Origin of the sequence: Streptomyces anulatus (assembly GCF_000721175.1) — a bacterium.
GTDB classification, from domain to species: domain Bacteria; phylum Actinomycetota; class Actinomycetes; order Streptomycetales; family Streptomycetaceae; genus Streptomyces; species Streptomyces anulatus_C.
The window spans coordinates 1-23676 of sequence record NZ_JOEZ01000017.1 but is presented as its reverse complement, the minus strand read 5'-3'; the positions used below and the strand labels follow the sequence as shown (position 1 = coordinate 23676).

The window sequence follows — 23676 nt, the reverse complement described above, 5'->3', positions numbered from 1 at the left end:
CCTGCGGCCGCCCGTGCTCAGTCCCGGCGGACCGTGATCGTCGTCCACGCCCCGACGTGCACCTGGTCACCGTCCTGGAGCGGCACGGGGACATAGGGCTGGATCGGGTCCTCGGCGCCGTTCAGCGTGGTGCCGTTGGTGGAGTTCTGGTCCACGACCGCCCAGCCGCCGTCGGGCTGCTGCACCAGCACCGCGTGCTGGTGCGAGACGCCCGGGTCCTCCGGGGGCACCGACAGATCGACGTCGGGGGACTCGCCGGTGCTGTGCCGGCGGCGCCCGATGGTGATCTGGCTGCCGGTGAGCGGAAGACGCTGCTCCGGGGAGTACGCGGGCAGGTTCAGCCCGGTCGCCTCGGGGCCGCTGCGCTGCATCATCGCGAGGAAGTACGCGCGGTCCGGGGCGATCACGGCGGTCCAGGACGTGGACTGCTGCAGCCTGCCCTGGCCGGGGACCCCGCCGTGCGGCTGACCCTGGTCGTACCCCTGGTCCTGGCCGTGCGGCTGTCCCTGGCCTTGTCCCTGGCCCTGAGCCGGTCCCTGGTGGGGGCCCGGTCGCTGGAACTGCTGCGGCGGCTGGGCCTGGGAGGGCGGCGGCAGCATCCAGTCGTCTCCGCCGCCGGTGTGCCCCGACGAATGCGGGGGCGCGGGCGGCGCCGACTGCTGCTGCGGCGGCGCGAAGGGCGAGGCCTGCTGGGGCTCGAACGGCGAGTGCGCCGAGGGCACTGACTGCTGCGGTTCGAACGGCGAGTGCCCCGAGGGCGCCGACTGCTGCTGCGGCTGGTGTCCCTGCTGCTGGAACGAGGGCGGCGGGGGGCCACCCTGCTGGAACGACTGCGGCGGCGGCCCGCCCTGACCTCCGTTCCCGTGCGGTCCGTTCTGCTCGGGGGTGAGCGGCTCGGCGGGGCGGTTCATCTGCGAGGGGCGCGAGCCCTGGTAGTCGAACGCGTCGCGCGCCTGGGGCGCGCCGGGCGGACCGCCCGGCGCACCGGGACCGCCCTGGCCGCTGGGACCGCCCGGCGCACCGGGACCGCCCTGGCCACCCGGGGCCTGCGCCTGGAATCCGGGCGGCAGGTTGAGGCCGGGCGGAGGTCCGCCGGGCGTGCCGTGCTGCGGGGCCAGCGGGGTGTACGAGGTCGCCGTGTTGGTGAGGAAGTTCCAGCGGCACTCCTCGCAGTACGGCGCCATCGCCTCACGCGGCGTACGGCACTGCGGGCAGAGCTCCGCCTGCATGGTGGACCGGCCACCGTCGGAACCCTGCTGCGGGTAGCCGTAACCCGGCGCGGGCGGCGGCGGAGGAGGCGGGGGCACGGCGCCCGCGGGCGCACCGCCGGCGGCCATGCGGTGTCCGCAGACCTCGCACCAGTCCTCGGAACCCGACTGGTGTCCGTTCGGGCAGGTCGGCATGTCGGCGCTTCCCCCTCTCCTCTTCCGGCCGCGGAGGCCGTCATGCTGTCGATCGCGGCGTCATTGCTCAGCGAATACGTGTGGCTGCTCTGTGTTCACGGCCGGTGGTCATCCGATGACCGGGCTGCGCTGCTTCTTGGCTACTTCTTGACGCGAACGGTCTTGGTGGAGCGCGTTTCGAGGGTCATCTCGTCCGCTTCCGCGACCTTCGCCTTCAGTCGCACAGTACCGGTCGCGGCATCGACGACGTCGACCACCTTCGAAAGCAGTTTCGCAGTGTCCTGGTTCCCGGACGCCGACGCCAGCTGCACCGCACGGCCCAGCTTCGCCGTCGCGCCGTCGAAGTCGCCCGACTTGCGTGCGTCCAGGCCCTGCTGGATGACTTGTGCCAGTTCCGCCTGACCCGTGTAGTGCGCGACCTGCGGATTGATCGAGGTCGACGCCACCATGTCGTCCGTCCACACGGCCCGTACGAGCCCATGCGACAGGGTCTGCGGGGCCCCCGCGCCCGAGGGGTCGGGCAGGATCAGCGAGACCCGGGCGGCGAGCATCTCCTGGCCGATCCCGGCCTCCGGCACCAGGACGCAGACGTGGTAGTCGCGGGACTCGTCGCCCCAGGAACCGGTCGGGTAGTCCCCGGCCCGGGGGTTCGCCTCCGTGCGCCGGCCGGTCAGGTCCGCGACCGTCGGCGCGACCTGCTTCACGAACCGGATCTCCACCCCCACCGGGGTCCAGAGCCGCAGCGCCACGTCCGCGACCTCCTTGCCCATGGCGTTCTCCATCATCCGCGTGAAGTCCGCCGCCAGGCCCGCCGGGTCGGCGACGATGTCGGCGGTGCCGAGGAGGGCGGCGGCGATGCCGGTGACCTCCTTCACCTCCCAGTCGGTGCCCACCCCGCGGGCGTCGCAGGTGAACCGGCCGGCGCAGGAGTCCAGCGCCGCCCGCAGATCCTCGGGAGCCTCGTGCTCGTTACGGCCGTCGGTCAGCAGGATGCCGTGCCGGATGCCGACGTCGGCCGCGCCCAGCAGCCGGTCGGCCAGCCGCAGCCAGGTGCCGATCGCGGTGCCCCCGCCCGCGCTCAGGTTCCGCAGCGCGCCCTTGGCCTGGGCCTTCGTCTGCGCGTCGGCGACCGCGAGCCGCCCGTTGCCCGGATAGACGTCCTTGGCCACATGCGTCCCGGCGACGACCGCGAACCGGGTGCCCTCGCGCAGGGTGTCGATGGCCGCCGCCGTCGCGTCGCGCGCGTTGCGCATCTTCGTCGGCGGGTAGTCCATGGAGCCGGAGCAGTCGACCATCAGCACCACGGCCGCGTCGGGAGCCTGCCCCGGCCCGTACGCGGGCGCCGAACCCGCCAGCGGTGTGCCGCCGGTGGTGCCGCCGCCGGTCGAGGTGACGGTGACGATCGCGTTGACCTCACGGCCGCCCTCGGGCAGGAACTCGTTCTGGTACACCTCGACCGAGAACTGCGGCACGTTCGACTTGGAGAAGTTGGCCATCTGGTCGGCTCCTTGAGGCTCCACAGGGGATCAGTCGAAGAGGGCGGGGACGGGGAACACGGGCGGGGCAAGGGCGGAAAATCGGCTCAAACGGTTTCGCAGGCCGATCCTGCCCCTTGCGACCGTACGGCGAACGGCAGGAGCGCCACTGTTACGTTGTCGTGGCCCCCGCCGTCGAGCGCGTGTCCGACGAGCACCTGGGCGGCGTGCAGCGGACGTTCGTGGGCGTCGGCCGGGACGGCGGCGGCCATTTCCTCGGCGGATTCCGCGTAGTTCCACAGGCCGTCCGTGCACACGACGACCAGGCCCGGCCGGTCCGGCTTGAACGCGGCGGTGTGCGGCTCCAGTTCGTACGCGTCGGCGCCGAGCCAGCCGGTGATGGCGTGGGCGCGCTCGTCCGCGTACGCCTCCGCCTCGTTCATCAGGCCGGCCGCCACCATCTGCGCGGCCCAGGAGTCGTCCTCGGTGAGCCGGGCGGTCGGCTGGGCCCGGTCCTCGGGCACCCAGTAGACCCGGCTGTCGCCGACCCAGCCGACGACCAGCAGGCCGCCCGCCATGACCGCGCCGACCAGGGTGCACGCCGGGGCGTTCTGGTGGCGGTGCGCGTCGTGCTCCATCGCCCCGGCCGGTTCCTGCGCCAGGGCGTTGACCGCCTCGGACGCGGCGACGATCGCCTCGTGCATCGCCGCCTGCGGATGCGTACCGCGCGGCAGGGACTCCAGCAGCGCCTCGTTGGCGGCGCTCGCGGCGGCCGCCGACGCCTCGTCGGGCCGGCTCGCCGATGAGACGCCGTCGCAGACGATCGCGACGACGGCGGGCGAGCCGTCCGGCAGCGCGGTCGAGGACACCGCGAAGGAGTCCTCGTTACGGTGGTGGCGCAGGCCCCGGTCGCTGACGGCGGCCACCGCGTCGAGCTCCTGCTCCATGTGGTCGCGCTCACGGGGCTGCGCGTGCCCGCAGTTCTCGCAGTAGCCGTCGGGGTCCACCCGGCCGGAGCGGCAGGCCACACAGACCTTCGCCCCGTGGGCGGGAGCGGTGGCGGGCGAGGCGGTGTGCTCCGCCGTACGGGGATCGGGCGCGGCCAGCGCGAAGTCCCCCGAATCCGCCGCGCCGCCCGGTTCCGCCCGGTCGTCGTGGCGCACCGGGACGGGCCCGGCCTCCGGCCCGCCCACCGGCTCCTGACCGTGCTCCGGCTCCGCCGGCGGCCTGCCCCCCGAGTCCGTCACCGGCAGGTCCGCCGGATGCTGCACGGGCGCGGGCACGTCCGAACTGCCGGTCCCCGCGGCGGCGGGCCACCGCACCGCCCCGGCGGCCGGGGGCACGGTGATGGCCATCGTCGGCCGGTCGTCAGGACGCGCGGGAACGGCCGAGAGGTCGTAGCCGCACGCCCCGCAGAACAGGTCGCCCGCATCCAGCGGTTCCTCGCAGCCCGGGCACTTCGACAGGGCGGGCTGCTGGTGGCTCTGTGACATCTTCACACCCACGTCCGGGGGCGGAAACGGTTGGCCCGCTCCACCAGTTCGATCCTCTCGTCGCCCCGCTGCGCGAGCCGGGCGAGCATCCGGTACGAGCGTTCCAGCCCGAACCGCAGTCCCCGCTCGTTCAGTTCGGCGCCGAGCAGCTTCCGTGCGTCCGGCGAACCGGCGGCCGGTCCGCCCAGCCCCCGGACACCGGGACCACCGGAGAGTACCCAGTCCAGTGCCTTGCCCAGTACCTCGGTCGACAACTGCTCGTGGCGCACCGGGTCCAGACCGAAGGCGGCCAGCGCCGCCACCTGGATCCCGGCGGCCGTCAGATCGACCAGCAGCGGCTCCCGGTGCGAACGCTCGCGCAGCCGCGCCCGGACGGCGGCGACCCGTGCCGCCGTGTAGTGGATCGAGGCCTCCGGCACCGACTCCAGGGTGCTCACCGCCCCGGCCCGCTCACCGGCGGCGATCTGCACCCGGGCCAGGCCGAACGCGGCGCTGACGAAGCCCGGATCGGTCGCCCACACCAGGCGGTAGTACTCGGCGGCGTTGTCCAGCTGGCCCAGCACCTCCGCGCAGATCCCGAGTGCCAGCTTGGGCGCCGTCTCCCCGGGGAACGCGTCGTAGACCGCGTCGAAGGAGAGCGCCGCCGTCTCGTGGTCGCCCGTCACCAGCGAGGTGACGCCCCGGTACCAGACGACCCGCCAGTCGTCCGGGTGTTCACCCTCCAGGGTGGTCAGCGCACGGGCTGCCGAATCCAGGTCCCGCATCTCCAGCCGGGCCCGCAGCTCCCGCAGCCGGGTCTCCAGCGAGGGGGCCGGCACCGTGTGCAGGGCGGTGATCAGCTCGGTTGGGGCGGAGGCCATCAGACCGGCGAGGAAACCGGCGTTCGGGTCCATCGCGTCGACCCGGGGGACCGGCAGCGCCAGCGAGGTGGCCCGGGTGTCGAACAGGGCGAGCCGGACACCCCCGGCGGTCGCCCCGAAGGGGCCGTACGGGCCGGTCGGAACGTACGGTCCGGCCGAGGCACCGGGGGTCTGCTCCGCCGCCCGGGGCGCCGGAACCGCAACGTGCGCCGGGGGGGCGTACGCGAGCGGGGCGCCGCCCTGCGCGGAGCCCCGGACATGGGTCGGCGGCGCCGCCAGCGGAGCGGCCCCCGCCGGACCCGCCGGATGACCTCCTCCCGCCGGACCGGGCGGCTGGGTGCCCACCGGCAGTGCCCCGGCCACCGCGGACGCCACGGCCCCCGGCGCGGCCGGTGCCGTACCGCCGTGGGCCTGCCAGGCGCCGCCCTGCGCCGGAACACCGGGCGGCGGGCCACCACGACCCTTGCGGCGGCCCAGGAACCCGCCCCGTGCGGAACCGGTGTCCCGGCCGCCGAGCTGCGAGACGTCGTCCGTCTGCCGGGCGAACAACTCCGTGTCGATCACGCGCAGTTCCGCGCCGAACAGCGTCGACACGGCAGGACGCGGCCGGCCCGTCTGGAGCGCCACGACCTCCCGCAGCACCCCCGTCAGCTGCTCGGCCATCTCCGCGGCGGAGGCGAACCGCCGGGCCGGGTCCGGGTCGGTGGCCCGCACCAGCAGCCGGTAGAACGACTCGTAGGTGCGGAACACCTCGATGTTGTCCGGATCCGGCAGCGAGTCCACGAAGACGTTCGTGTACCCCTGGAAGTCGAACGTGAGGACCGCCAGCGTCCGGGCCACCGTGTACAGGTCGGAGGCGACCGACGGCCCGAGCTCCGCGACCTCGGGGGCCTGGTAGCCGACCGTGCCGTAGATCGCCGACTCGTCGTCGTCCATCCGGCGCACCGCGCCCATGTCGATCAGCTTGAGCTGGTCCTCGGTCTGGATCGCGTTGTCGACCTTGAAGTCGCAGTAGAGGAGGTTGCGGCTGTGCAGATGGCCGAGCGCCTCCAGTGCCTCGATCCCGTACGCGCAGGCCTGTTCGACCGGCAGCGGGTCGCGCTTCCCGGCCGGGGTGCGGCGCTCGTTGGCGATCTCCTTGAGCGCCTTGCCGCCGACGTACTCCATCACGATGTAGCCGTCGAGCGAACCGGTCCGCTGGTCCAGGTGCTCGACGAAGTTGTAGATCCGCACGATGTTGGAGTGCTCGATCTCGGCGAGGAAGCGGCGCTCGGAGATCGCGGCGGCCATCGCGTCCTGGTCGCCGGTGTCCAGCAGGCCCTTGAGTACCACCCAGCGGTCCGACACGGCCCGGTCCACCGCGAGATACACCCAGCCGAGCCCGCCGTGCGCCAGACAGCCCACGACCTCGTACTGGCCGTGCACGATGTCACCGCCGGTCAGCTTCGGCACGAAGGAGTACGGGTGACCGCATTTGGTGCAGAACCCCTCGGTGCGGCCCTCCCGAGCCCCGCGCGAACGGCCCACCGGCGCCCCGCAGTCCGAACGGGAGCAGAACCGCTTGCGCTCGGGTACCTCCGGGTTCTCCATCACCGCCGTGCGCGGGTCGGGCCTCGGAACGTCCGGGACCTCCACCAGGCCGACGCCGAGCCGGCCCCGGGCGGAGGTCGCCGACGTCGAGCCCGAGGAACGCACCGAGACCGAACGGGAGGTGGACCCGCCGGACAGCGAGCGCGACAGCCGGCCCGACACCGAGCGGCGCGAGGTCGACGACCGGGACGAGGACCGTGCGGAGGCGCGGGAGCCCGAGCGCTGTGAGGAACTGTCCCGGCCGCTCGCCCGGCCGCCCCCGGCGATCCCGGTGGGCGGCGAGGAGACCATGCCCGTCGGCGAGACGACCGGCGCCAGACCGCAGGTGTCGCAGTACAGCTCACCGCCGCCCATGTCCTCGTAGCTGCCCTCGCACGCGGGACGCTGGCACTGCGTACTCATCGTGTCTCCCCGTGTTCGCCCGTACCCGTGCCCCGCCGGTCCTGCGGTCCGTCGGGCCGGCGCGGCGTCAGCAAGTCCGCGACCGCGTGCTGGTAGCGCAGGACGGCCTGCTCGGCGACCCGCAGATCGCACGGCGCGCTCCACAGCATCCGGCGCGCCGCGTCGTACCGCTCGATCAGCACCGGATCCTCCGCCAGGCCGTGCCGGGCCACCTTCGCCTTGTACGCGTCGAGCCGGCCGCGCAGCTCCGCGCGGACCGCCAGCGGGGCCGTCACCGAGGTCAGCGACTCGCGGGCGCGCAGCAGTTCGTCCTCAGCCTCCTGCTCCAGCGACTCCAGGAGCGGTGAGAGCCGGTGCCACTGGGCGTGCCTGCGGTGGTCGGACGCGGCCGCCAGCCGCTCCTGGAGGGCGGTCGGCGGCCCGCTGACCGCGGGCACCTCGGAGGCGGCGATCTTCGCCAGCACCTCGCCGCGCGCCGCCCGGGCCTCCGTCAGGGTGCGGTCGGCCCGCGAGAGCACGTCCCGCAGCCGCACCAGGCGCGCCTCGGCGTCCTGCCGGACCGTGAGCACCGCCTCGATCTCCCGCCGTACATCCTCCAGGGCGCGGGCGGCCCGGTCGTAGCGGGAGGTGTCGGGGCGACCGCCGCCGGGCGCGGCGCTGCCGGGCCCCGGCAGCCAGAACGCCAGCGGGTCGGAGATCACCTGCACCCGCAGCGTGGTCAGCTCCTCGGTGATCTCCGCCAGATCGTCCCCGGCCGGATGCTCACCGGGCCGCACCCCCACGGAGTGCGCCAGCGAACGCGTCCGGTGCAGCTCGGCCGCGAGCAGGTCGATCCGGGCGGGCATCGCCGACCACACGGAGTCGGAGGCGACGACCATGTCCAGGGACCTGGCGTACAGCTCGTTCATCCGGGCGACCAGCTCCTGGAGCGAGAACCGCTCGGAGAGCCGGGCCGGGCCCCCGGCCGAAGGCGGCGGCACGGCACCCGCGTTGGCGACGGTGACCGCCTCGCCGCGCAGCAGGTCGGTCAGCGCGGTGAGGTCCTCCCGGTTCGGCTGACGGCGGCGCGCACGGATCTCCCGGGCCTCGGACAGGGCGCCGGCGTACGCGTCGAAATAGCCCCACAGCAGGGTGATCGACTGCTCGGTCGTGGCCCAGCGCTCCCGGGTGACGCCGGTCAGCTCGGCGCCCTCCAGGAGCCGGCGGCCGGCATGGTCCTGGAGCGCGAGGAGCGAGGTCTCGATGGCCTCGTGCTCCGCACCGAGCCGGGCCAGCGCACGGTCCGCCTCCTCCCGGTCCATGACCGGGCCGGGGGGCCTCCCCGCGAAGCTGGGGAAGGATCCCGCGACGCCCATGATCACCTCTCCGCTCTCCCCGCCGGGCCGGTGGGCCCGGCGGGATCGGTCTGCTTCGTTCTGCTTCGAGTCTGCTCGCTCCGGTCCGTACGCGCAGGGGCGTTACGGGGTCAGTCGCCGCGGTACCTGGGTGCGGGCGGTGCGGTGATGCCGGGAAGACCGGCCGCCAGCCACTCGCGGTACGACGCCATCCAGGCGCTGTTCGTGCCGCCGGCGCGGTAGTCGACGAGGACCTTGTTCACCCGGGCCACCAGATCTCTCGCGCCCTTCTTCGTCGCGACGCCGTAGTACTCGGTGGTGAAGGGGCCCTTCCCCTTGAGCTCCACCGCCGGGTCCTGCGCCGCCTGACCGGCCGCCAGGGCGTTGTCCGTGACGACCGCGTCGACCTCGCCGAGCTGGAGCCGCACCAGGCAGTCCAGCTGGCTGGGCACGGTCAGCAGGTCCGGGTCGCGCTCGGTGCCGTCGAAGTCGTCCTTGTAGAGCGCCCCGAAGGACTTCTCCTCCAGCGCCTCGTACGCGGTGGAGCCCTCGGCCGAGCAGACCCGCTTGCCCTTCAGCGACTCGTCGTAGCCGGTGATCGCCGACTTCTTCGGGGCGAGCACCTGCTGCCCGGCCTGGAAGTAGGCGGTGGAGAAGGAGACCTGCTCCAGCCGCCTGCAGTTGATCGTCATCGTCCGCACGACGACGTCGACCCGGTCGTTCTCCAGGGCGGCGATGCGCTGGTTGGTGGGGATCGCACGGAAGATCACCGCGTCCGGGTCGCCCAGGATGTCCTTGGCGATGGCCCGCACCAGGTCGATGTCGAACCCTTCGAGCTCACGGCTCTCCGGATTGCGGTAGCCCCAGCGGAAGCTGTTCTGGTCGACGCCCGCGATCAGCTTGCCGCGCTGCTTGATCGTGTCGATGTTCGGCCCGTCGTCGCCCGACGCGGGCAGGCTCGCCTCCGGCTCGGTGCACTCCTCGGCCCGCGTCTGCACGGCCGTGACCGCCCCGCCGCCCGACGCGTCCGCTCCGGCCGCCCCGCCGCTGTGGTGGGCCAGCGGCAGCAGCGTGAGCGCGGCGGTGACCGCGCAGGCCGCCGCCATCCCCGTCACGCCGCCCCAGCCGCGCAGGCCGCCGCGCCCGGGCCGGTCCTTCGGCCTGCTCATCGCTGCCCCTCTCACCGGTACTCCGAGAGCCTGCGGTTGACCCCGACGATCACGGCGATGGCCCCCAGGACCGCCAGGGCCGCGGCCCCGGTCGGCAGGCCCCGCAGGGCCCCGCGCCCGTCCTTCGCCGCCGCGGTGAACTCGCCCTGCTCATGGGCGAGCGCCTTCTCCAGCCCGGCGTCCACCTGCTGGAAGGACTGCCCGGTGGACTTGTCGGTGCCGATGATCTGCTTCAGGGCGCCGTCGTAGTCGCCGTGGTCGTCCGTGGCACGGGCCTCGCGGTGGCGGACCTGCCACTCGGCCACGCCGTCCGCCGCCTCGGCCACCGGCGCTTCCCCGCTCGTGTCGTCGGCGAGCCGTTCGGCCTTCTCCAACTGGGCTTCCAACGCCTTCATCCCGGTGGTGTAGTCCGCCTCGTACTGGTCGGCGGAGCCGTCGGGGGTCAGCACCGCACCACGCGCCACCAGGGTGAGGTTCTCGTTGGCACGCGCCTTCAGGGAGCTGATCCGCGCGTCGTTGAGCACATCCAGGGACGCCTGGCCCTGCACCATCGCCGACCGCAGCTCCGCCCGGGCCACCGCATGCCCCACGGCCAGCCAGAGCACCACCAACGAGGCGGCGGCCGTCGCCGCCAGCAGCCCGTGGTTCAGCACCCGGTTCGTCCGGCGGTAGGTGCGCCGCTGCATCCACGCCAGGGCGCCGAGCACCAGGATCCCGGCACCGAGCGAGAGGAGGGGCCACTGCCGGGCGTCGGCGGAGTCCGTCTCCAGCCGGCCCGTCTCCGCCGCGTACAACCGCTCGGCGGCCGGCAGCATCTCGCCGGTCATCTTCTGGTTCGCGTACCGGAGATAGGCGCCGCCCAGGGGCAGGCCCTGGCGGTTGTTGGCGCGGGCGCGCTCGATCAGGCCCGTGTAGACCGGGAGCAGCTTGTTGAGGGTGGCAATCTCATGGCTGGACGCGCTGTCGGATTCGGTGCTCCCCGAGGCCTTCACCAGCAGCCGGGCCGCCTCCTCGATGTCCTTCCGATACCGCTCCTGCACGGCCTCGGGCTCCTGGGCGCCCGCGAGGAACCCACTGGCCGCCGTCGTGTCCGCGTCCGCCAGGAAGCGGTAGATGTCCGCCGCGTCGGCGCTGAGCGGCTGACTGCGGCTGACCACGTCGTCGGCCGAGGAGGACCGTGACGAGATCTCCAGCGTGGTCACCGCCCCGAACGCCACGACCAGCAGGGCCAGGACGGCCCCGATGATCTGGAGCCGGCCGGGCTCGGTCGTCGCCACGGCGCGCAGGCGCACCGCCTGGGCGGCCCACGTGGTGCGACGCTGGGCGGGCACGGCGGCGTGCGCGGACACCGGGTCCGGCGTACGCAACGTCTGCGAGCCGCCGCTCGGCGGGTGTGTCACTCGACCTCCCCCTCGGTCACTGACGGTGGGCCCTCCGCCCCGGCCCGAGGACGCGTGCCCGGCCAGAAGTATGGCCGCCGACGGACGTCCACACCAGGAACGTCCGGTCCCCGCTTCGCCCCCCGCATCAATCCCTCACCTGCCCCCGCATTCGATCAGGGCGGACGCGGTCGATCAAGGCGAGGGGGGCGACGTGCCCGGATACGCACCCATGAGCGAACGGCCTTCGGTGAACGGACTCCCCATCAGGTACACGTTCCAGAGGTCCGATCGGTTCCCCCGCGTCCCGTGTGTGCCAGGCGTTCACCCGTACGAGGAGTGTCCCCCCACGCGAATCGCACGGAGGGACGCTCCCTGACGTACGGCGTACCGCGGAGGCACTCAGACGTACTGCGCGCGCAGCCTCCGGTGGACCTCCGGGGCCGCGCCCGTACGGTCCAGGCCCAGCAGCGCCGCACCCAGCACGGGCGGCTCGCACACGACGCGCACCTCCGCCTTCGGGGCGCGTACCGCGAGGAGTTCGGCGATCCGGTCGTTCAGCTGCGGATGGCGAGCGGCCAGCACGCTGCCGCCCAGCAGCACCGGAACCTCCTCCTCCAGCAGACCGAGCCTGCTCAGCGCGACCGACGCCATCGCCACCACCTCCTCGGCCAGCCGCTCCACCAGCGCCAGGGCCACCGGGTCCCCGCCCGCGGCCGTGGCGAACAGCACCGGCGTCAGCTCGTGCCGCCGCTCCAGCGGGATCCCGCCCCGGTGCAACGCCTCGATGAGCGCGTACATCGAGGCGAGCCCGAAGTGGCCCGGCAGAGCGTGGGCCAGCTCCGACGGCTCACCGCGCCCGTCCTCGGCGCGCGCGGCGAACCACAGCGCCTCCTCCGCGAGCCCCGAACCGCCGCCCCAGTCACCGGATATCCGCCCGATCGCGGGGAAGCGGGCGGTCCGCCCGTCCGGGGTCATGCCCACGCAGTTGATCCCTGCCCCGCACACCACCGCGACGCCCCGGGGATCGTCCACCCCGGCGCGCAGGATCGCGAAGGTGTCGTTGCGCACCTCCACCGACGAGCCCCACCCGCGAGCCTCCAGGGCGGCGGCCAACTCGGCCTCCTCGACCGGCAGATCGGCGTTGGCCAGACACGCGGAGACATGGACGGGCGAGCCGGGCGAGCCGAGCCGGGCGCGCGGGCCCCCGGCGCCCGGCAGGCCCGCGGCCGCCCGCTCCAGGACGGCGGCCAGCACGTCGATCGCGGCCTCCACCCCGATCACGGGCGGCTGGAAGCCACCGCCGCGCGCCGTGGACAGCACCGTGCCGTCCTCGCCGATCAGTGCCACGTCGGTCTTGCTGTTGCCCGCGTCGATGGCGACGACCGACACGTTCACGCCCACGCGAGGTGCTCCCGGTTGTGCGCGATCAGCCGCTCGGTGAGGCCCTCGGCGTACGCGTACTGGCCGATCAGGGGGTGGGCGAGCAGCGCCTTGAAGACCCGGTCCCGGCCGCCGCGCAGCGCGGCTTCCAGGGCGAGGTCCTCGTACGCCGTCACGTTGGCGATCAGACCGGCGTACAGCGGGTCCAGCGGCGGGACGGCCAGCGGCGCCGCGCCGTCGTGCCCGACCCGGGCCTGGACCTCGATCACCGCGTCGTCCGGGAGGAACGGCAGGGTCCCGTTGTTGTACGTGTTGACCACCTGGACCGGGGAGCCGCCGTTGCCCAGCAGGGAGGCCGCCAGGTCCACGGCCGCCTCCGAGTAGAACGCGCCGCCGCGCTTGGCGAGCAGCCCGGGCTTCTCGTCCAGCGTCGGGTCGCCGTACATGGCGAGCAGCTCCTTCTCCATCGCCGCGACCTCGGCGGCCCGGGACGGCTTGGTGCCGAGCTCCCTGACCACCTCGTCGTGGGCGTAGAAGTAGCGCAGGTAGTAGGAGGGGACGACCCCGAGCCGGTCAACGATCCGGCGGTCCATGTGGAGGTCGTCGGCGATGGTGTCGCCGTGCTCGGCGAGCAGCCTGGGCAGGACGTTCTCACCGTCCGGGCCGCCCAGGCGTACGCCCAGTTCCCAGGTCAGGTGATTGAGCCCGACGTGGTCGAGGTGTACCTCGGAGGGGTTCACGTCCAGCATCCGGGCGAACTTCCGCTGGAAGCCGATCGCCACGTTGCACAGGCCGACGGCCTTGTGCCCGGCCTGGAGCAGGGCGCGGGTGACGATGCCGACCGGGTTGGTGAAGTCGATGATCCAGGCGTCCGGGTTGGCGCGGCGGACCCGCTCGGCGATGTCCAGGACGACCGGCACGGTGCGCAGCGCCTTGGCGAGACCGCCGGCGCCGGTGGTCTCCTGGCCGACGCAGCCGCACTCCAGCGGCCAGGTCTCGTCCTGGTTGCGCGCGGCCTGTCCGCCGACGCGCAGCTGGAGCAGGACCGCGTCGGCGTCGGCGACGCCCGCGTCGATGTCGGTGGTGGTCGTGATCTTCCCGGCGTGGTCCTGCCTGGCGAAGATCCGCCGGGCGAGTCCTCCCACCAGGTCCAGGCGGTCGGCCGCCGGATCGACGAGCACCAGTTCCTCGATCGGCAGCGTGTCCCGCAGCCGGGCGAATCCGTCGATCAGTTCAGGGGTGTAGGTGGACCCGCCACCCACTACTGCGAGCTTCATGTCAGCCCTTCACTCCGGTCAGTGTGACGCCCTCGACGAATGCCTTCTGGGCGAAGAAGAAGACGGCGATCACGGGGGCCATGACCAGAACGGTCGCGGCCATGGTCAGGTTCCAGTCGGTGTGGTGTGCGCCCTTGAAGGATTCGAGGCCGTAACTGAGCGTCCAGGCGGCCGGGTTCTCGGAGGCGTAGATCTGTGGCCCGAAGTAGTCGTTCCAGGCGTAGAAGAACTGGAAGAGGGCGATGGCCGCGATGCCGGGCCTGGCCATCGGCAGGACGACCTTCATCAGCGTGCGGAACTCACCGCAGCCGTCGACCTTGGCGGCGTCCAGGTACTCGTTCGGGATGGTCAGCAGGAACTGCCGCAGCAGGAAGATGGAGAACGCGTCGCCGAAGGCCATCGGGATGATCAGCGGCCACAGGGTGCCGGACAGGTCCATCTGCTTCGCCCAGAACAGGTACATCGGGATGATGACGACCTGCGGCGGCAGCATCATCATCGAGATGACGAGCATCAGCGACAGCTTGCGGCCCCGGAAGCGGAACTTCGCCAGCGCGTACGCCACCGGGACCGACGACACCACCGTGAGGACGGTGCCGACGCCCGCGTAGAGCAGGGTGTTGCGCCACCAGGTCAGAAAGCCGGGGGTGTTGAAGACCCGCTCGTAGTTGCCCCACTCCCAGGTGTTCGGGGTGAGGTCGCGGGTCAGCGCCTGCTGGTCGCTCATCAGCGAGGTCAGCACCACGAAGACGAACGGCAGTACGAAGAAGAGCGCGGCGGCGATCCCGAGGGAGTGCACGGCGATCCAGTGCAGCAGCGCCTTGCGGCGGGCGGTTCGGGAGGCGGGGGTGCGTGGGGCGGTCGCCTGGAAGGGGGCGCCGGTCTTGTCGATGAGTTGGGTCATGGCTCAGTCACCGGCCGAGATCAGGTTGCCGCGGCCCCGCATCAGCAGCGCCGTGAAGGCCATGGCCAGGGCGAACAGGACGAGGGCGACGACACAGGCGGCGCCGTAGTCGAAGCGCTGGAAGCCCAGGTTGTAGACGAGCTGCGGGAGCGTCAGTGTCGACTTGTCGGGATAGCCGGGCTCGAAGGACTGGCCGGAGCCACCGATGACCCCGGAGGCGACCTTCCCGGCGACGAGTGGCTGTGTGTAGTACTGCATCGCCTGGATGACGCCCGTCACCACGGCGAACAGCACGATCGGCGAGATGTTCGGCAGGGTCACGAAGCGGAACTTCTGCCAGGCGGACGCGCCGTCCAGCTCGGCCGCCTCGTACTGCTCGGTCGGCACGTCCAGCAGCGAGGCCATGAAGATGACCATCAGGTCCCCGATGCCCCAGACCGCGAGCATGGTGAGCGCCGGCTTGGACCAGGAGGCGTCGTTGAACCAGCCCGGCGTCGGCAGCCCAAGGTCTCCGAGGATCGCGTTGACGGGGCCGGTGCCGGGGTTGAGCAGGAAGACGAAGGCGAGCGTCGCGGCGACCGGCGGGGCCAGGTAGGGGAGGTAGAACAGGGTCCGGAAGACGCCGGTGCCCGTCTTGATCTTCGTGATCAGCATCCCGATGCCGAGGCCGAAGACGACCCGGCAGGTGACCATGACGAGCACGAGCCACAGCGTGTTGCGCAGCGACGGCCAGAACATCGGGTAGTCGGTGAAGACGTAGGTCCAGTTGGTCAGCCCGTTGAAGACCGGCGCCCCGAAACCGTCGTACCGGGTGAAGGAGAAGTAGACGGTCGAGACCATCGGGTAGACGAAGAAGACCGAGAACCCGATCAGCCACGGCGACATGAAGGCCGCCGTGCGCAGGGCCGATCTGCGGCGCTTCGAGCGGAGTGTGTGCGTCGTCATCGGAGGCTACTTGGCCTTGGCGATGTCGGTGTCGATCTGCTGGGCGGTCTTCTCCAGACCTGCCTTCAGGTCCTTCACGGCGCCCTTCTCGTACTGGTAGCCGAAGTCCTGGATCGTCTGCTGGTACGTCGAACCGTTGACGGCCCCGTCGGGGGTGCTGGACTCCGGGTGCTGGGCGATGTCCAGGAAGGTCTGGAACCGCGGGTCGAACTTCAGGTCGGGGGACTTCAGCGCCTCCAAGGTGGAGGGCACGTTACGGATGCCGTTGGCGAATTCGACGACCGCCTCGGTGTCGCTGGTCATGTACTTCACCAGCTTCCACGCCGCGTTCTGCTTCTTGCCGGCCGGGGCGATGCCCACGATGGTGCCGGAGAGGAAGCCCTTGCCGTAGCTGTCGGCCTCGTCGTCGGCGACGGGCATCGGCGCGACGCCGATCTCGAAGCCGGCGCCGGCGTCCTGCGCCATGCCGAGCCGCCACTCGCCGTCCAGCTGCATGGCGACCTGACCGGTGTGGAACGGGTGCTTGGCGCCCCACTCGTCACCGAAGGTGCCGCGGTACTTCTCCAGCTTGTCGTAGCCGCCGAGGTCCTCGACGAGCTTCTTCTGGTACGTGAACATCTCCGCGAACGCCGGGTCCTTGGCGATGTTGGACTTGCCGTTCTCGTCGAAGTACGTGTGGTCCCACGAGGACAGGTAGTGGTCGGCGACCGTCTCGTAGCCGTGGAAGGTCGGCATGAAGCCGAGCTGCTCGTAGCCGTCGCCCTTCTCGATCGTCAGCTTCTTGGCGACGCTCGCCAGCTCGGACATCGTCCTGGGCGGCGCGGTGATGCCTGCCTTCTCGAAGGCGTCCTTGTTGTAGTAGAGGCCGTACGCGTCGGTGAGCAGCGGCAGGGCGCAGCGCTTGCCCTCGAACTGGGTGTAGTCGAGGAGGACCTGCGGGAAGGTCTTCTCCAGGTCGAGCTTCGACTTCTCGATGAACGGCTTCAGGTCCGCGAACGCGCCGGACGAGCAGAACTTGCCGACGTTGGCGGTGGTGAAGGAAGAGACCACGTCAGGCCCGTTCGAACCACCCGCGCGCAGTGCCTGGTTGAGCTTGTCGTCGTTGATGTTGCCGGAGACCTTCACCGTGATGTTCGGGTGGGCCTTCTCGAACCGGTCGATGTTGTCCTGGACCGCCTTCACCTCGGCGGGCGCGCTCCAGCCGTGCCAGAAGTTGATCGTGGTCTTCGCGTTCGGGTCGTCGGAGGCGCCGGCCTCGGACTGGCCGGTACACGCGGTGGCGAGCACCGATACCGCGGCGACGGCGACGGCGACGGCGGTGGTGGTGAGACGGCTGGTGCGCATGACGAGACTCCCAGGGACGGGGAAGAGACCGGACTGCAGGGACGGGGGAAGGGCGTGGTGCGGCGCGGGTTCAGCGCGAGGTGTCGAACACCTCGTCGCGGGTGTCGGCGAGCGCCCTCTCCAGGGCGCCGCGCAGGACGGGGGTGCGGTCGATCTCGCCGACCACCAGCCGGGGCCGGGAGGCGGCGAGCTCGGCCAGCTCGGACTGGATCAGGGAGCGCAGGATCTCGCCGCCGGACGCGACCGCTCCGCCGGAGAGCACGATCAGCCCGGGGTCCAGGACGGCGGTGACGGAGGCGAGCCCGGTGGCGAGCCGCTGGGCGTACTGGCGCAGCAGCTCGGTGAGCGGCTCGTCCCGCTCGTACGCGTCGGCCGCCCGCGCCAGCAGTTCGGCGGCGGCCTTCGCGTACGGCTGCTGCGGGGTGTCGATGCCCAACGCCTTCGCGAGCCGGGGCACCGCCTGGGCGCCCGCCAGCTCCTGGAAGCCGCCGCTGTTGGCCTTGACGACCTGGCGTACGAGCGGGGTGCCGGGCACCGGCAGGAAGCCGACCTCGCCCGCGCCGCCGGTGAAGCCGCGGTGCAGCCGGCCGTTGATGACGAGGGCGGCGCCGAGGCCCTCCTCGTTCCACAGCAGGACGAAGTCCTCGTGGCCGCGGGCCGCGCCGAGGCGCTGCTCGGCGACGGCGACCAGGTTGACGTCGTTCTCGTACTCCACCGGCATCGGCAGGAACGCGGCCAGCTCGTCCAGCAGGGTGGGGGAGTGCCAGCCGGGCAGGTGCGAGGCGTACCGCAGCCGCCCGGTGCCCGGGTCGAAGGCGCCCGGGGTGCCGATCACGATCCGGTGCACGTCGGCGCGGGTGAGCCCGGCGTCCTTCACCGCCCCGTCCAGCGCGTCGGCGACCTGGCGCACCACGCTGTCGGCGCGCCGCCCCGGGGTCGCCAGCTCGAACTCCCCGACGGTCTGCCCGGTCACGTCCGCGACGGCGGCGACGATGCGCCGCCCGTTCACGTCGAGCCCGGCCACATGGGCGGCCCGTGCGTTCACCGTGTAGAGCTGCGCGTTGGGCCCGGGGCGCCCTTCGCTGGTCCCGGTGGCGACGACGAGACCGGCCGCCTCCAGCCGGGCCAGGAGCTGGGACGCGGTGGGCTTGGAGAGCCCGGTCAGTTTCCCGATCCGGGTCCGGGAGAGGGGCCCGTGCTCCAGCAGCAGATCGAGGGCGGCCCGGTCGTTCATGGCCCGCAGCACCCGCGGGGTGCCCGGGGTGCCGGGTGAGCCCGGAGTGGTTCCCGCCATCGTGGATGCACCGCCCTCTGTCAGGAACTCACGTCCGTGACTCTGTTAGGAAAGTTTCCTATTCGGTTGGGAGGACGGTAGGGCGCAGGTCGCCGAGGCGTCAATGGGTGCCTCCCGTCCGGCAATCAAAGCGTTACCTGACACGACGACGCCCCCGGCCGCAGTCCTGGGGTCCAGGGGGGCGACCGGGGGCGTCGAGGAGAGTGAAGGGGCCTACTTGTTCAGGTTGGCGGGCGGCGGTATCGGGGTCGCCGCCAGCGACTGCGGGGAGGTCGCCGAGGCATACGCCGACGGTGCCGCCACCGCCGCCGTCGGATCCGCCGTGGACTCGCCCTCCGTCTGGAGCGGGACCGCGCCGACCATCCGGATGCCCGCGTCGTCCAGCGCCTGCTTGATGCGCCAGCGCAGCTCGCGCTCCACACCCACCGACTTGCCCGGCATCGTCTTCGCGGTGACCCGGACCGTCATCGAGTCCAGCAGGACCGCGTCCAGGCCGAGCACCTCCACCGGGCCCCACAGCCGCTCCGACCAGGGCTCTTCCTTCGTCATCGCCTCGGCGGCCGTGACGATCGCCTCGCGGACGTGCTCCAGGTTCTCCGTGGGGCGCACGGTGACGTCGACCCCGGCCGTGGACCAGCCCTGGCTGAGGTTGCCGATCCGCTTCACCTCGCCGTTGCGGACGTACCAGATCGCGCCGTTCTCGCCGCGCAGCTTGGTTACGCGCAGCCCCACCTCGATGACCTCGCCGGAGGCCACCCCCGCGTCGATGCTGTCCCCGACCCCGTACTGGTCCTCCAGGATCATGAAGACGCCGGAGAGGAAGTCCGTGACCAGGTTGCGGGCGCCGAAGCCGAGTGCCACACCCGCGACACCGGCGGAGGCGAGCAGCGGGGCCAGATTGATCTTGAAGGCGCCCAGGACCATCAGGGCGGCCGTGCCCATGATCATGAACGAGGCAACCGAGCGCAGTACCGAGCCGATCGCCTCCGAGCGCTGGCGTCTGCGCTCGGCGTTCACCAGCAGCCCGCCAAGCGCCGTGCCCTCCACCGCCTGGGCGCTGCGGTTCATCCGCTCGATCAGATTGGTCAGGGCGCGCCGGATCAGATAACGCAGCGTGATCGCGACCGCCACGATCAGCAGGATCCGCAGCCCGGTGCTCAGCCAGGTGGACCAGTTCTCCTCGACCCAGCCCGCGGCGTTCCCGGCCTGCTCGGCGGCGTCGTCGAGCGAGCCCCCCGGCTCGGGGGACGGGGCTGCGGCCAACAGGGCGGACAGCGACACGACGGGGACCTCCAGGGGGACGACGGCTGGTCAACAACACTAACGAAGCCGGGGGAGTGGATCGTTGCCGTCGCGGAAGGAGAGACGGGTCTCACCGGGAACACCTCCGCTGTGGCCGATGGCGCAGCGCGGACGGCCGCTCTGGTGAAACACCTGTTCGCCGCCGTGGAAAGGGGTGCCGAGGCAGGGGTGAGAAAAATCCTCCCGGCCCGTTACCCGTACGTGGTGGCGTTTTGACCAGGCATGAGGAGAGACTGAGATCGGATCGTCCCGGCGCGAGCCACGCGCCGCCGGCGTACAAGGAGGCATCCACCGTGCCGCACGTCCTGGTTCTCAACGCGTCGTACGAGCCGCTCGGCGTCGTACCGCTCCGCCGCGCGCTCGTCCTCGTCCTCGAGAACAAGGCCATCTGCCTCGAGGAGTCCGGCGCCTTCCTGCACAGTGCCACCCGTGCCGTGCCCGCACCCAGTGTGGTCCGGCTCAAGCGCTTCGTCCGGGTCCCCTACCGGGGCCCCGTCCCCTTGACCCGGCGGGCCCTGTTCGCCCGGGACGGCGGGCGCTGCATGTACTGCGGGGCCGCCGCGACCAGCGTCGACCACGTCATCCCGCGCAGCCGCGGCGGGCAGCACGTCTGGGACAACGTGGTGGCGGCCTGTCGCCGCTGCAACCACGTCAAGGCCGACCGCCATCTGCCCGAGCTCGGCTGGCGGCTGCGCCACCAGCCCGCCCCGCCGACCGGCCTGGCCTGGCGGATCATCGGGACCGGACACCGCGACCCGCGCTGGCTGCCGTACCTGCAACCCTTCGGCGCGGACGACGTGATGGCCCGGATCGACGGCGTGTCCGCCTGAGGTACGGGCCTTCGTCGTCCCCGGGCCTTCGTCGTCCCCGGTCGGCAGCGCGCGTACGGGTCAGTCGTCCGCGACCGCGTACGCCTCCACCGACCACAGCGAGTAGCCGTACTCCGTCGCCCGGCCGTCGCCCTGCACCCGGATGAACCGGGTGTCCCGCGCGTCCATCCGGACCGACTCGCGCCCGCCCCGGCCCTCCGCCACGGTCGCGGCGGTGCGCCAGACGCGGCCGTCGGCGGAGACCTGTACGCGGTAGCGGGAGGCGTACGCGTCCTGCCAGCTCAGCACCACCTGGCCCAGGCGCACCGGCTGCGGCAGCTCGGTCTGCCACCAGGCCCCGTCCTCCACCGGCGAGGACCACCGGGTCTCCGGGTCGCCGTCGGAGGCCGCCGACGCGGGGAAGTCCGGGGTCTCGTCGCCGGACGACGAGGCCTTCGCCGCACGCGCCAGATCCCGGCCGCCCGTACGCGGGAAGGCCCGCACGGTCAGCGTGGACTCCTGGCCGCCGAAGTTCAGCGGAACCTCGTACTCACCGGCCGGGGTGTCCGCCGGGACGGTGATGTCCACGGGCACCTCCGTACGTGATCCGCGCGGCACGGTCGTCTGCTTCGGGACCCGCACCTCGATGCCCTCGGGGGCCTTCGCGGTGAGTTTTCCCTTCACCTCGACCGGACGCCGCCCGGCCAGCCGCGCCGCGACCCGCTGGGGCTCGCCGCCGATCTCCGCGTCCGTCTCTCCGTGCGTCAGGTCGAGCGTGGCGGCGGGTTCGTCGCCGAACCACGGCACCAGGGCGCGCACCTGCGGGGACACCGCCAGGACGGCGGGGGCGTGCGGCAGGGTGGGGCTCAGATACGAGGGCGGGGCGGTCCGGGCGGCCTCCGGCACGGTGACCCGTACGGCGTCCGCCCGCAGCCCCTTCGCGGCGGTCTGGGTCCAGCCGCTCGGCGAGAGCCGGCCCAGGGTCCGCCACCCCTCACCTGGCACATGGGCCTCGACGACCGCGTCGGCGAGGGCGGTGCCGGGCTCGGCGAGCGCCGTGACGGCCTCCACCGGGCGGGGCCGGTCCAGCCGGACCGTGTAGCTGTGGGCGTCCTTCGTGACGCGGCCCGAGCCGCGGTCGGTGCCGTTCCACCCGGCGGAGACCTTCGCCGCCCTGTCCAGGAACGGGTCCAGCACGCCCTCGCCGACCGTGGCCCGGCCCGCCTTGATCTCCTCACGCAGCGGCTCCAGGGCCAGCTGGATGCGCCAGGCGGTGGCGCCGTCCCCGGCGGCCTGGGCCTGGAGCAGATCCACCGAGAGCTCACCGGCCCGCCCGTAGCGGGCCAGCTGCTCGGTCCAGGGGCGCACCTCGTCGGTCAGCCGGCCCTCGGCGGGGGTCTTGAGCCGCTCGGGGGCCCCGCGCATCACGGAGAAGGCCGCGCGCAGGCCGGCCGCCGCCCGGTCGCGGCGGGAGGCGTCCGCGCGGGAGTTCCAGAAGGCGTCGAACAGGGGCTGGAGGTAGGCGGACTCCTCCGCGCCGAGCACCGAGCCCGCACTGTTCCCGGCCAGCGCCAGCAGCGCGTCCCGGGCGCCCGCGTCCCCGCCCGCCAGATCCTCGACGGCCGCCCGCCACGACTCGTCCGGGCGGTACCCCTTCGGGTTCCAGGCGAAGTCGGCGGCGGTGAACAGCGGGATCCGCGAGGCGGACGGCTGCTCCATCGCATTGGCCAGCAGCGCCGCGGAACCGCTCGCCACCGCCGGGTCCCGGCCGGTGTACGGGCCGAGGAAGATGCGGTCCTGGGCGTAGTCGTTGACCGGGTAGTTGTCCATCGTCACCAGCGGGTGGCGGAACGCGGCGCGGGCCCCGGCCAGTTCGCCGCCGGTGATCTTCTTCGGCACCACCCCGACACCGGTCCAGGCCACCTGCACCCGGTCGTCCAGTTCGGCTGCCAGCGCGGTGCGGTAGTCGGTGGCCCCGTCCTGGTAGAACTCCGTCGGCAGCACGGACAGCGGGGCCGCGTCCGGGTGCCGTTCCTCCAGGTACCGGGCGAGGGCGCCCGCGACCCGGGCCTGGGCGCGGGCCGCCGCCTTCGGGCCGCTGCCGAACGTCTCCGCGTCCAGGTCGCAGTGCCACTCGCTGTAGCTGACGTCCTGGAACTGGAGCTGGAAGACCCGGATGCCCAGCGCCCACATGGCGTCGATCTTCTTCGTCAGCGCCCGGACGTCCTGGTCCGAGGCCATGCACATCGCCTGGCCGGGCGAGACCGCCCAGCCGAGGGTGACGTGCTCGGCGCGCGCCTGCTCGGCCAGCGCCCGGAAGTCGGCCCGCATGCCGGCCGGGTACGGCTCGCGCCAGCGCGCCAGCCGGTAGGGGTCGTCGCCCGCCGCGTAGAGATAGCGGTTCTGCTTGGTGCGGCCCATGAAGGCGATCTGGGCGAGCCGCTCCTCGCGGGTCCACGGCTGTCCGTAGAACCCTTCGGACATGCCGCGTACGGCGGTTCCCGGCCAGTCCCGGACCGTCACACCGGCCACCGAGCCGTCGGCGACCAGTTGACGCAGGGTCTGGACGGCGTGGAAGAGGCCGTCCCCGCCGAGCCCGTCCAGGGCGACGGTGGCGCGCCCGGCGACCTGGCCGACCGCGATCCGGTAGCCGCCCGACGGCAGATCGGCCCGGTCGGGAGCGCGCAGCGCCCGCAGCGCCCCGCCGGCTCCCGTGCCGCCGAGATGGACCACGGGCCCACCGCCCGGCAGGCTCTCGTGCAGGGTCCGGACGCCCGCTCCGCGCAGCAGCGAGCGCGCCTGCTCGACGGCGTACGGATCGGCGTCCGGTGCGGCGACGAGCGTGGCCTCGGAGCCCAGCGGCACGGCGGGCCCGGTGGCCTTCATGCTCTGCGGGCGGGGCCACACGGACGGCGGGCGCGCGCTGTCGGCGTGGTCGGCCTTGCCGGCGACGGGCCTGCCGGGATCGCCGGGGGCGGCCGTCGCGGCCGGAGCGACGGAGACGGACCCGATGAGTCCGCCGATCACGGCGGCGGCCACGGCCGTCGCCTGCCGCCGTCCGCCCGGAGGGCGGGCTCGGCGGCGTCTGGTGCGTGCGATCGCAAGGCGGAGGGTCGCCCCGATACTGGATGTATCGGGGTGATCCCGACAATGCGGCGAGCGTGCGTGCCAGACGCCGCCGAGCAGGCGGGACCTTCGAAACACGCCCTAGTGGCAATGCCGTTCGGTTACGGGTTCGGTCTGCGGCGCAACTTTGGGCGTTTCGGCTGGTGATACGGGTGCAGCCCTTGTAGTGGTTCTCGGGTCCGCCAAG

General features: G+C 72.6%; 16 protein-coding genes. 1 reads left to right on the top strand and 15 read right to left on the bottom strand.

Annotation, left to right across the window (positions count from 1 at the left end; translation table 11 throughout):
- Nucleotides 1–17: 17 nt before the first annotated feature.
- The 14 genes from IG90_RS0121650 to IG90_RS0121580 all read right to left on the bottom strand — a co-directional run bounded on the left by IG90_RS0121650 (nucleotide 18) and on the right by IG90_RS0121580 (nucleotide 19533).
- Complete coding sequence (locus tag IG90_RS0121650; protein ID WP_030586891.1) at nucleotides 18–1403, bottom strand: FHA domain-containing protein; 1386 nt, start codon at nucleotides 1401–1403, stop codon at nucleotides 18–20.
- 140 nt (nucleotides 1404–1543) lie between these two features.
- Nucleotides 1544–2899, bottom strand: coding sequence for a vWA domain-containing protein (locus tag IG90_RS0121645; RefSeq protein WP_030586890.1), 1356 nt, complete (start codon nucleotides 2897–2899; stop codon nucleotides 1544–1546).
- 86 nt (nucleotides 2900–2985) lie between these two features.
- On the bottom strand, nucleotides 2986–4371 hold the full coding sequence (locus IG90_RS0121640; protein WP_030586887.1) for a protein phosphatase 2C domain-containing protein: 1386 nt from the start codon (nucleotides 4369–4371) through the stop codon (nucleotides 2986–2988).
- A gap of 2 nt (nucleotides 4372–4373) precedes the next feature.
- Nucleotides 4374–7223 (bottom strand): serine/threonine-protein kinase, encoded by a 2850-nt coding sequence (locus IG90_RS0121635; protein ID WP_078585356.1) that lies wholly within the window; start codon nucleotides 7221–7223, stop codon nucleotides 4374–4376.
- Nucleotides 7220–8578, bottom strand: a complete 1359-nt coding sequence (locus tag IG90_RS0121625) for a coiled-coil domain-containing protein (protein WP_030586879.1) — start codon at nucleotides 8576–8578, stop codon at nucleotides 7220–7222. The genes IG90_RS0121635 and IG90_RS0121625 overlap by 4 nt, the downstream gene beginning before the upstream one ends.
- 110 nt (nucleotides 8579–8688) lie before the next feature.
- The gene (locus IG90_RS0121620; RefSeq protein ID WP_030586876.1) at nucleotides 8689–9726 is read right to left on the bottom strand and encodes a glutamate ABC transporter substrate-binding protein; all 1038 of its coding nucleotides are present in this window, start codon (nucleotides 9724–9726) and stop codon (nucleotides 8689–8691) included.
- Nucleotides 9727–9737: 11 nt separating this feature from the next.
- Nucleotides 9738–11126 (bottom strand): hypothetical protein, encoded by a 1389-nt coding sequence (locus IG90_RS0121615; RefSeq protein WP_030586871.1) that lies wholly within the window; start codon nucleotides 11124–11126, stop codon nucleotides 9738–9740.
- 381 nt (nucleotides 11127–11507) lie between these two features.
- The gene (locus IG90_RS0121610; protein WP_030586868.1) at nucleotides 11508–12509 is read right to left on the bottom strand and encodes an N-acetylglucosamine kinase; all 1002 of its coding nucleotides are present in this window, start codon (nucleotides 12507–12509) and stop codon (nucleotides 11508–11510) included.
- The gene (locus tag IG90_RS0121605) at nucleotides 12500–13765 is read right to left on the bottom strand and encodes a 6-phospho-beta-glucosidase (RefSeq protein WP_030586865.1); all 1266 of its coding nucleotides are present in this window, start codon (nucleotides 13763–13765) and stop codon (nucleotides 12500–12502) included. The genes IG90_RS0121610 and IG90_RS0121605 overlap by 10 nt, the downstream gene beginning before the upstream one ends.
- Nucleotide 13766: 1 nt before the next feature.
- Nucleotides 13767–14669 carry a carbohydrate ABC transporter permease gene (locus tag IG90_RS0121600; protein ID WP_030586862.1) on the bottom strand — a complete coding sequence of 301 codons (903 nt, stop codon included), beginning with the start codon at nucleotides 14667–14669 and terminating at the stop codon, nucleotides 13767–13769.
- A 3-nt stretch (nucleotides 14670–14672) separates the two neighbouring features.
- Nucleotides 14673–15614, bottom strand: a complete 942-nt coding sequence (locus IG90_RS0121595) for a carbohydrate ABC transporter permease (protein ID WP_030586860.1) — start codon at nucleotides 15612–15614, stop codon at nucleotides 14673–14675.
- A gap of 6 nt (nucleotides 15615–15620) precedes the next feature.
- On the bottom strand, nucleotides 15621–16958 hold the full coding sequence (locus IG90_RS0121590; protein WP_030586857.1) for an ABC transporter substrate-binding protein: 1338 nt from the start codon (nucleotides 16956–16958) through the stop codon (nucleotides 15621–15623).
- Nucleotides 16959–17028: 70 nt separating this feature from the next.
- Nucleotides 17029–18252, bottom strand: coding sequence for an ROK family transcriptional regulator (locus tag IG90_RS0121585; RefSeq protein WP_030586854.1), 1224 nt, complete (start codon nucleotides 18250–18252; stop codon nucleotides 17029–17031).
- 213 nt (nucleotides 18253–18465) lie between these two features.
- Nucleotides 18466–19533: a mechanosensitive ion channel family protein gene (locus IG90_RS0121580; protein WP_030586852.1), complete on the bottom strand. Its 1068-nt coding sequence runs from the start codon at nucleotides 19531–19533 to the stop codon at nucleotides 18466–18468.
- Between the two features lie 314 nt (nucleotides 19534–19847).
- Between IG90_RS0121580 and IG90_RS0121575 the strand changes: the two genes are divergently transcribed.
- Nucleotides 19848–20384 (top strand): HNH endonuclease, encoded by a 537-nt coding sequence (locus IG90_RS0121575; RefSeq protein ID WP_030586848.1) that lies wholly within the window; start codon nucleotides 19848–19850, stop codon nucleotides 20382–20384.
- A 60-nt stretch (nucleotides 20385–20444) separates the two neighbouring features.
- Here the strand turns inward: IG90_RS0121575 and IG90_RS0121570 are convergent, their stop codons facing one another.
- On the bottom strand, nucleotides 20445–23402 hold the full coding sequence (locus tag IG90_RS0121570) for a glycoside hydrolase family 84 protein (protein WP_030586845.1): 2958 nt from the start codon (nucleotides 23400–23402) through the stop codon (nucleotides 20445–20447).
- Nucleotides 23403–23676: the final 274 nt, after the last annotated feature.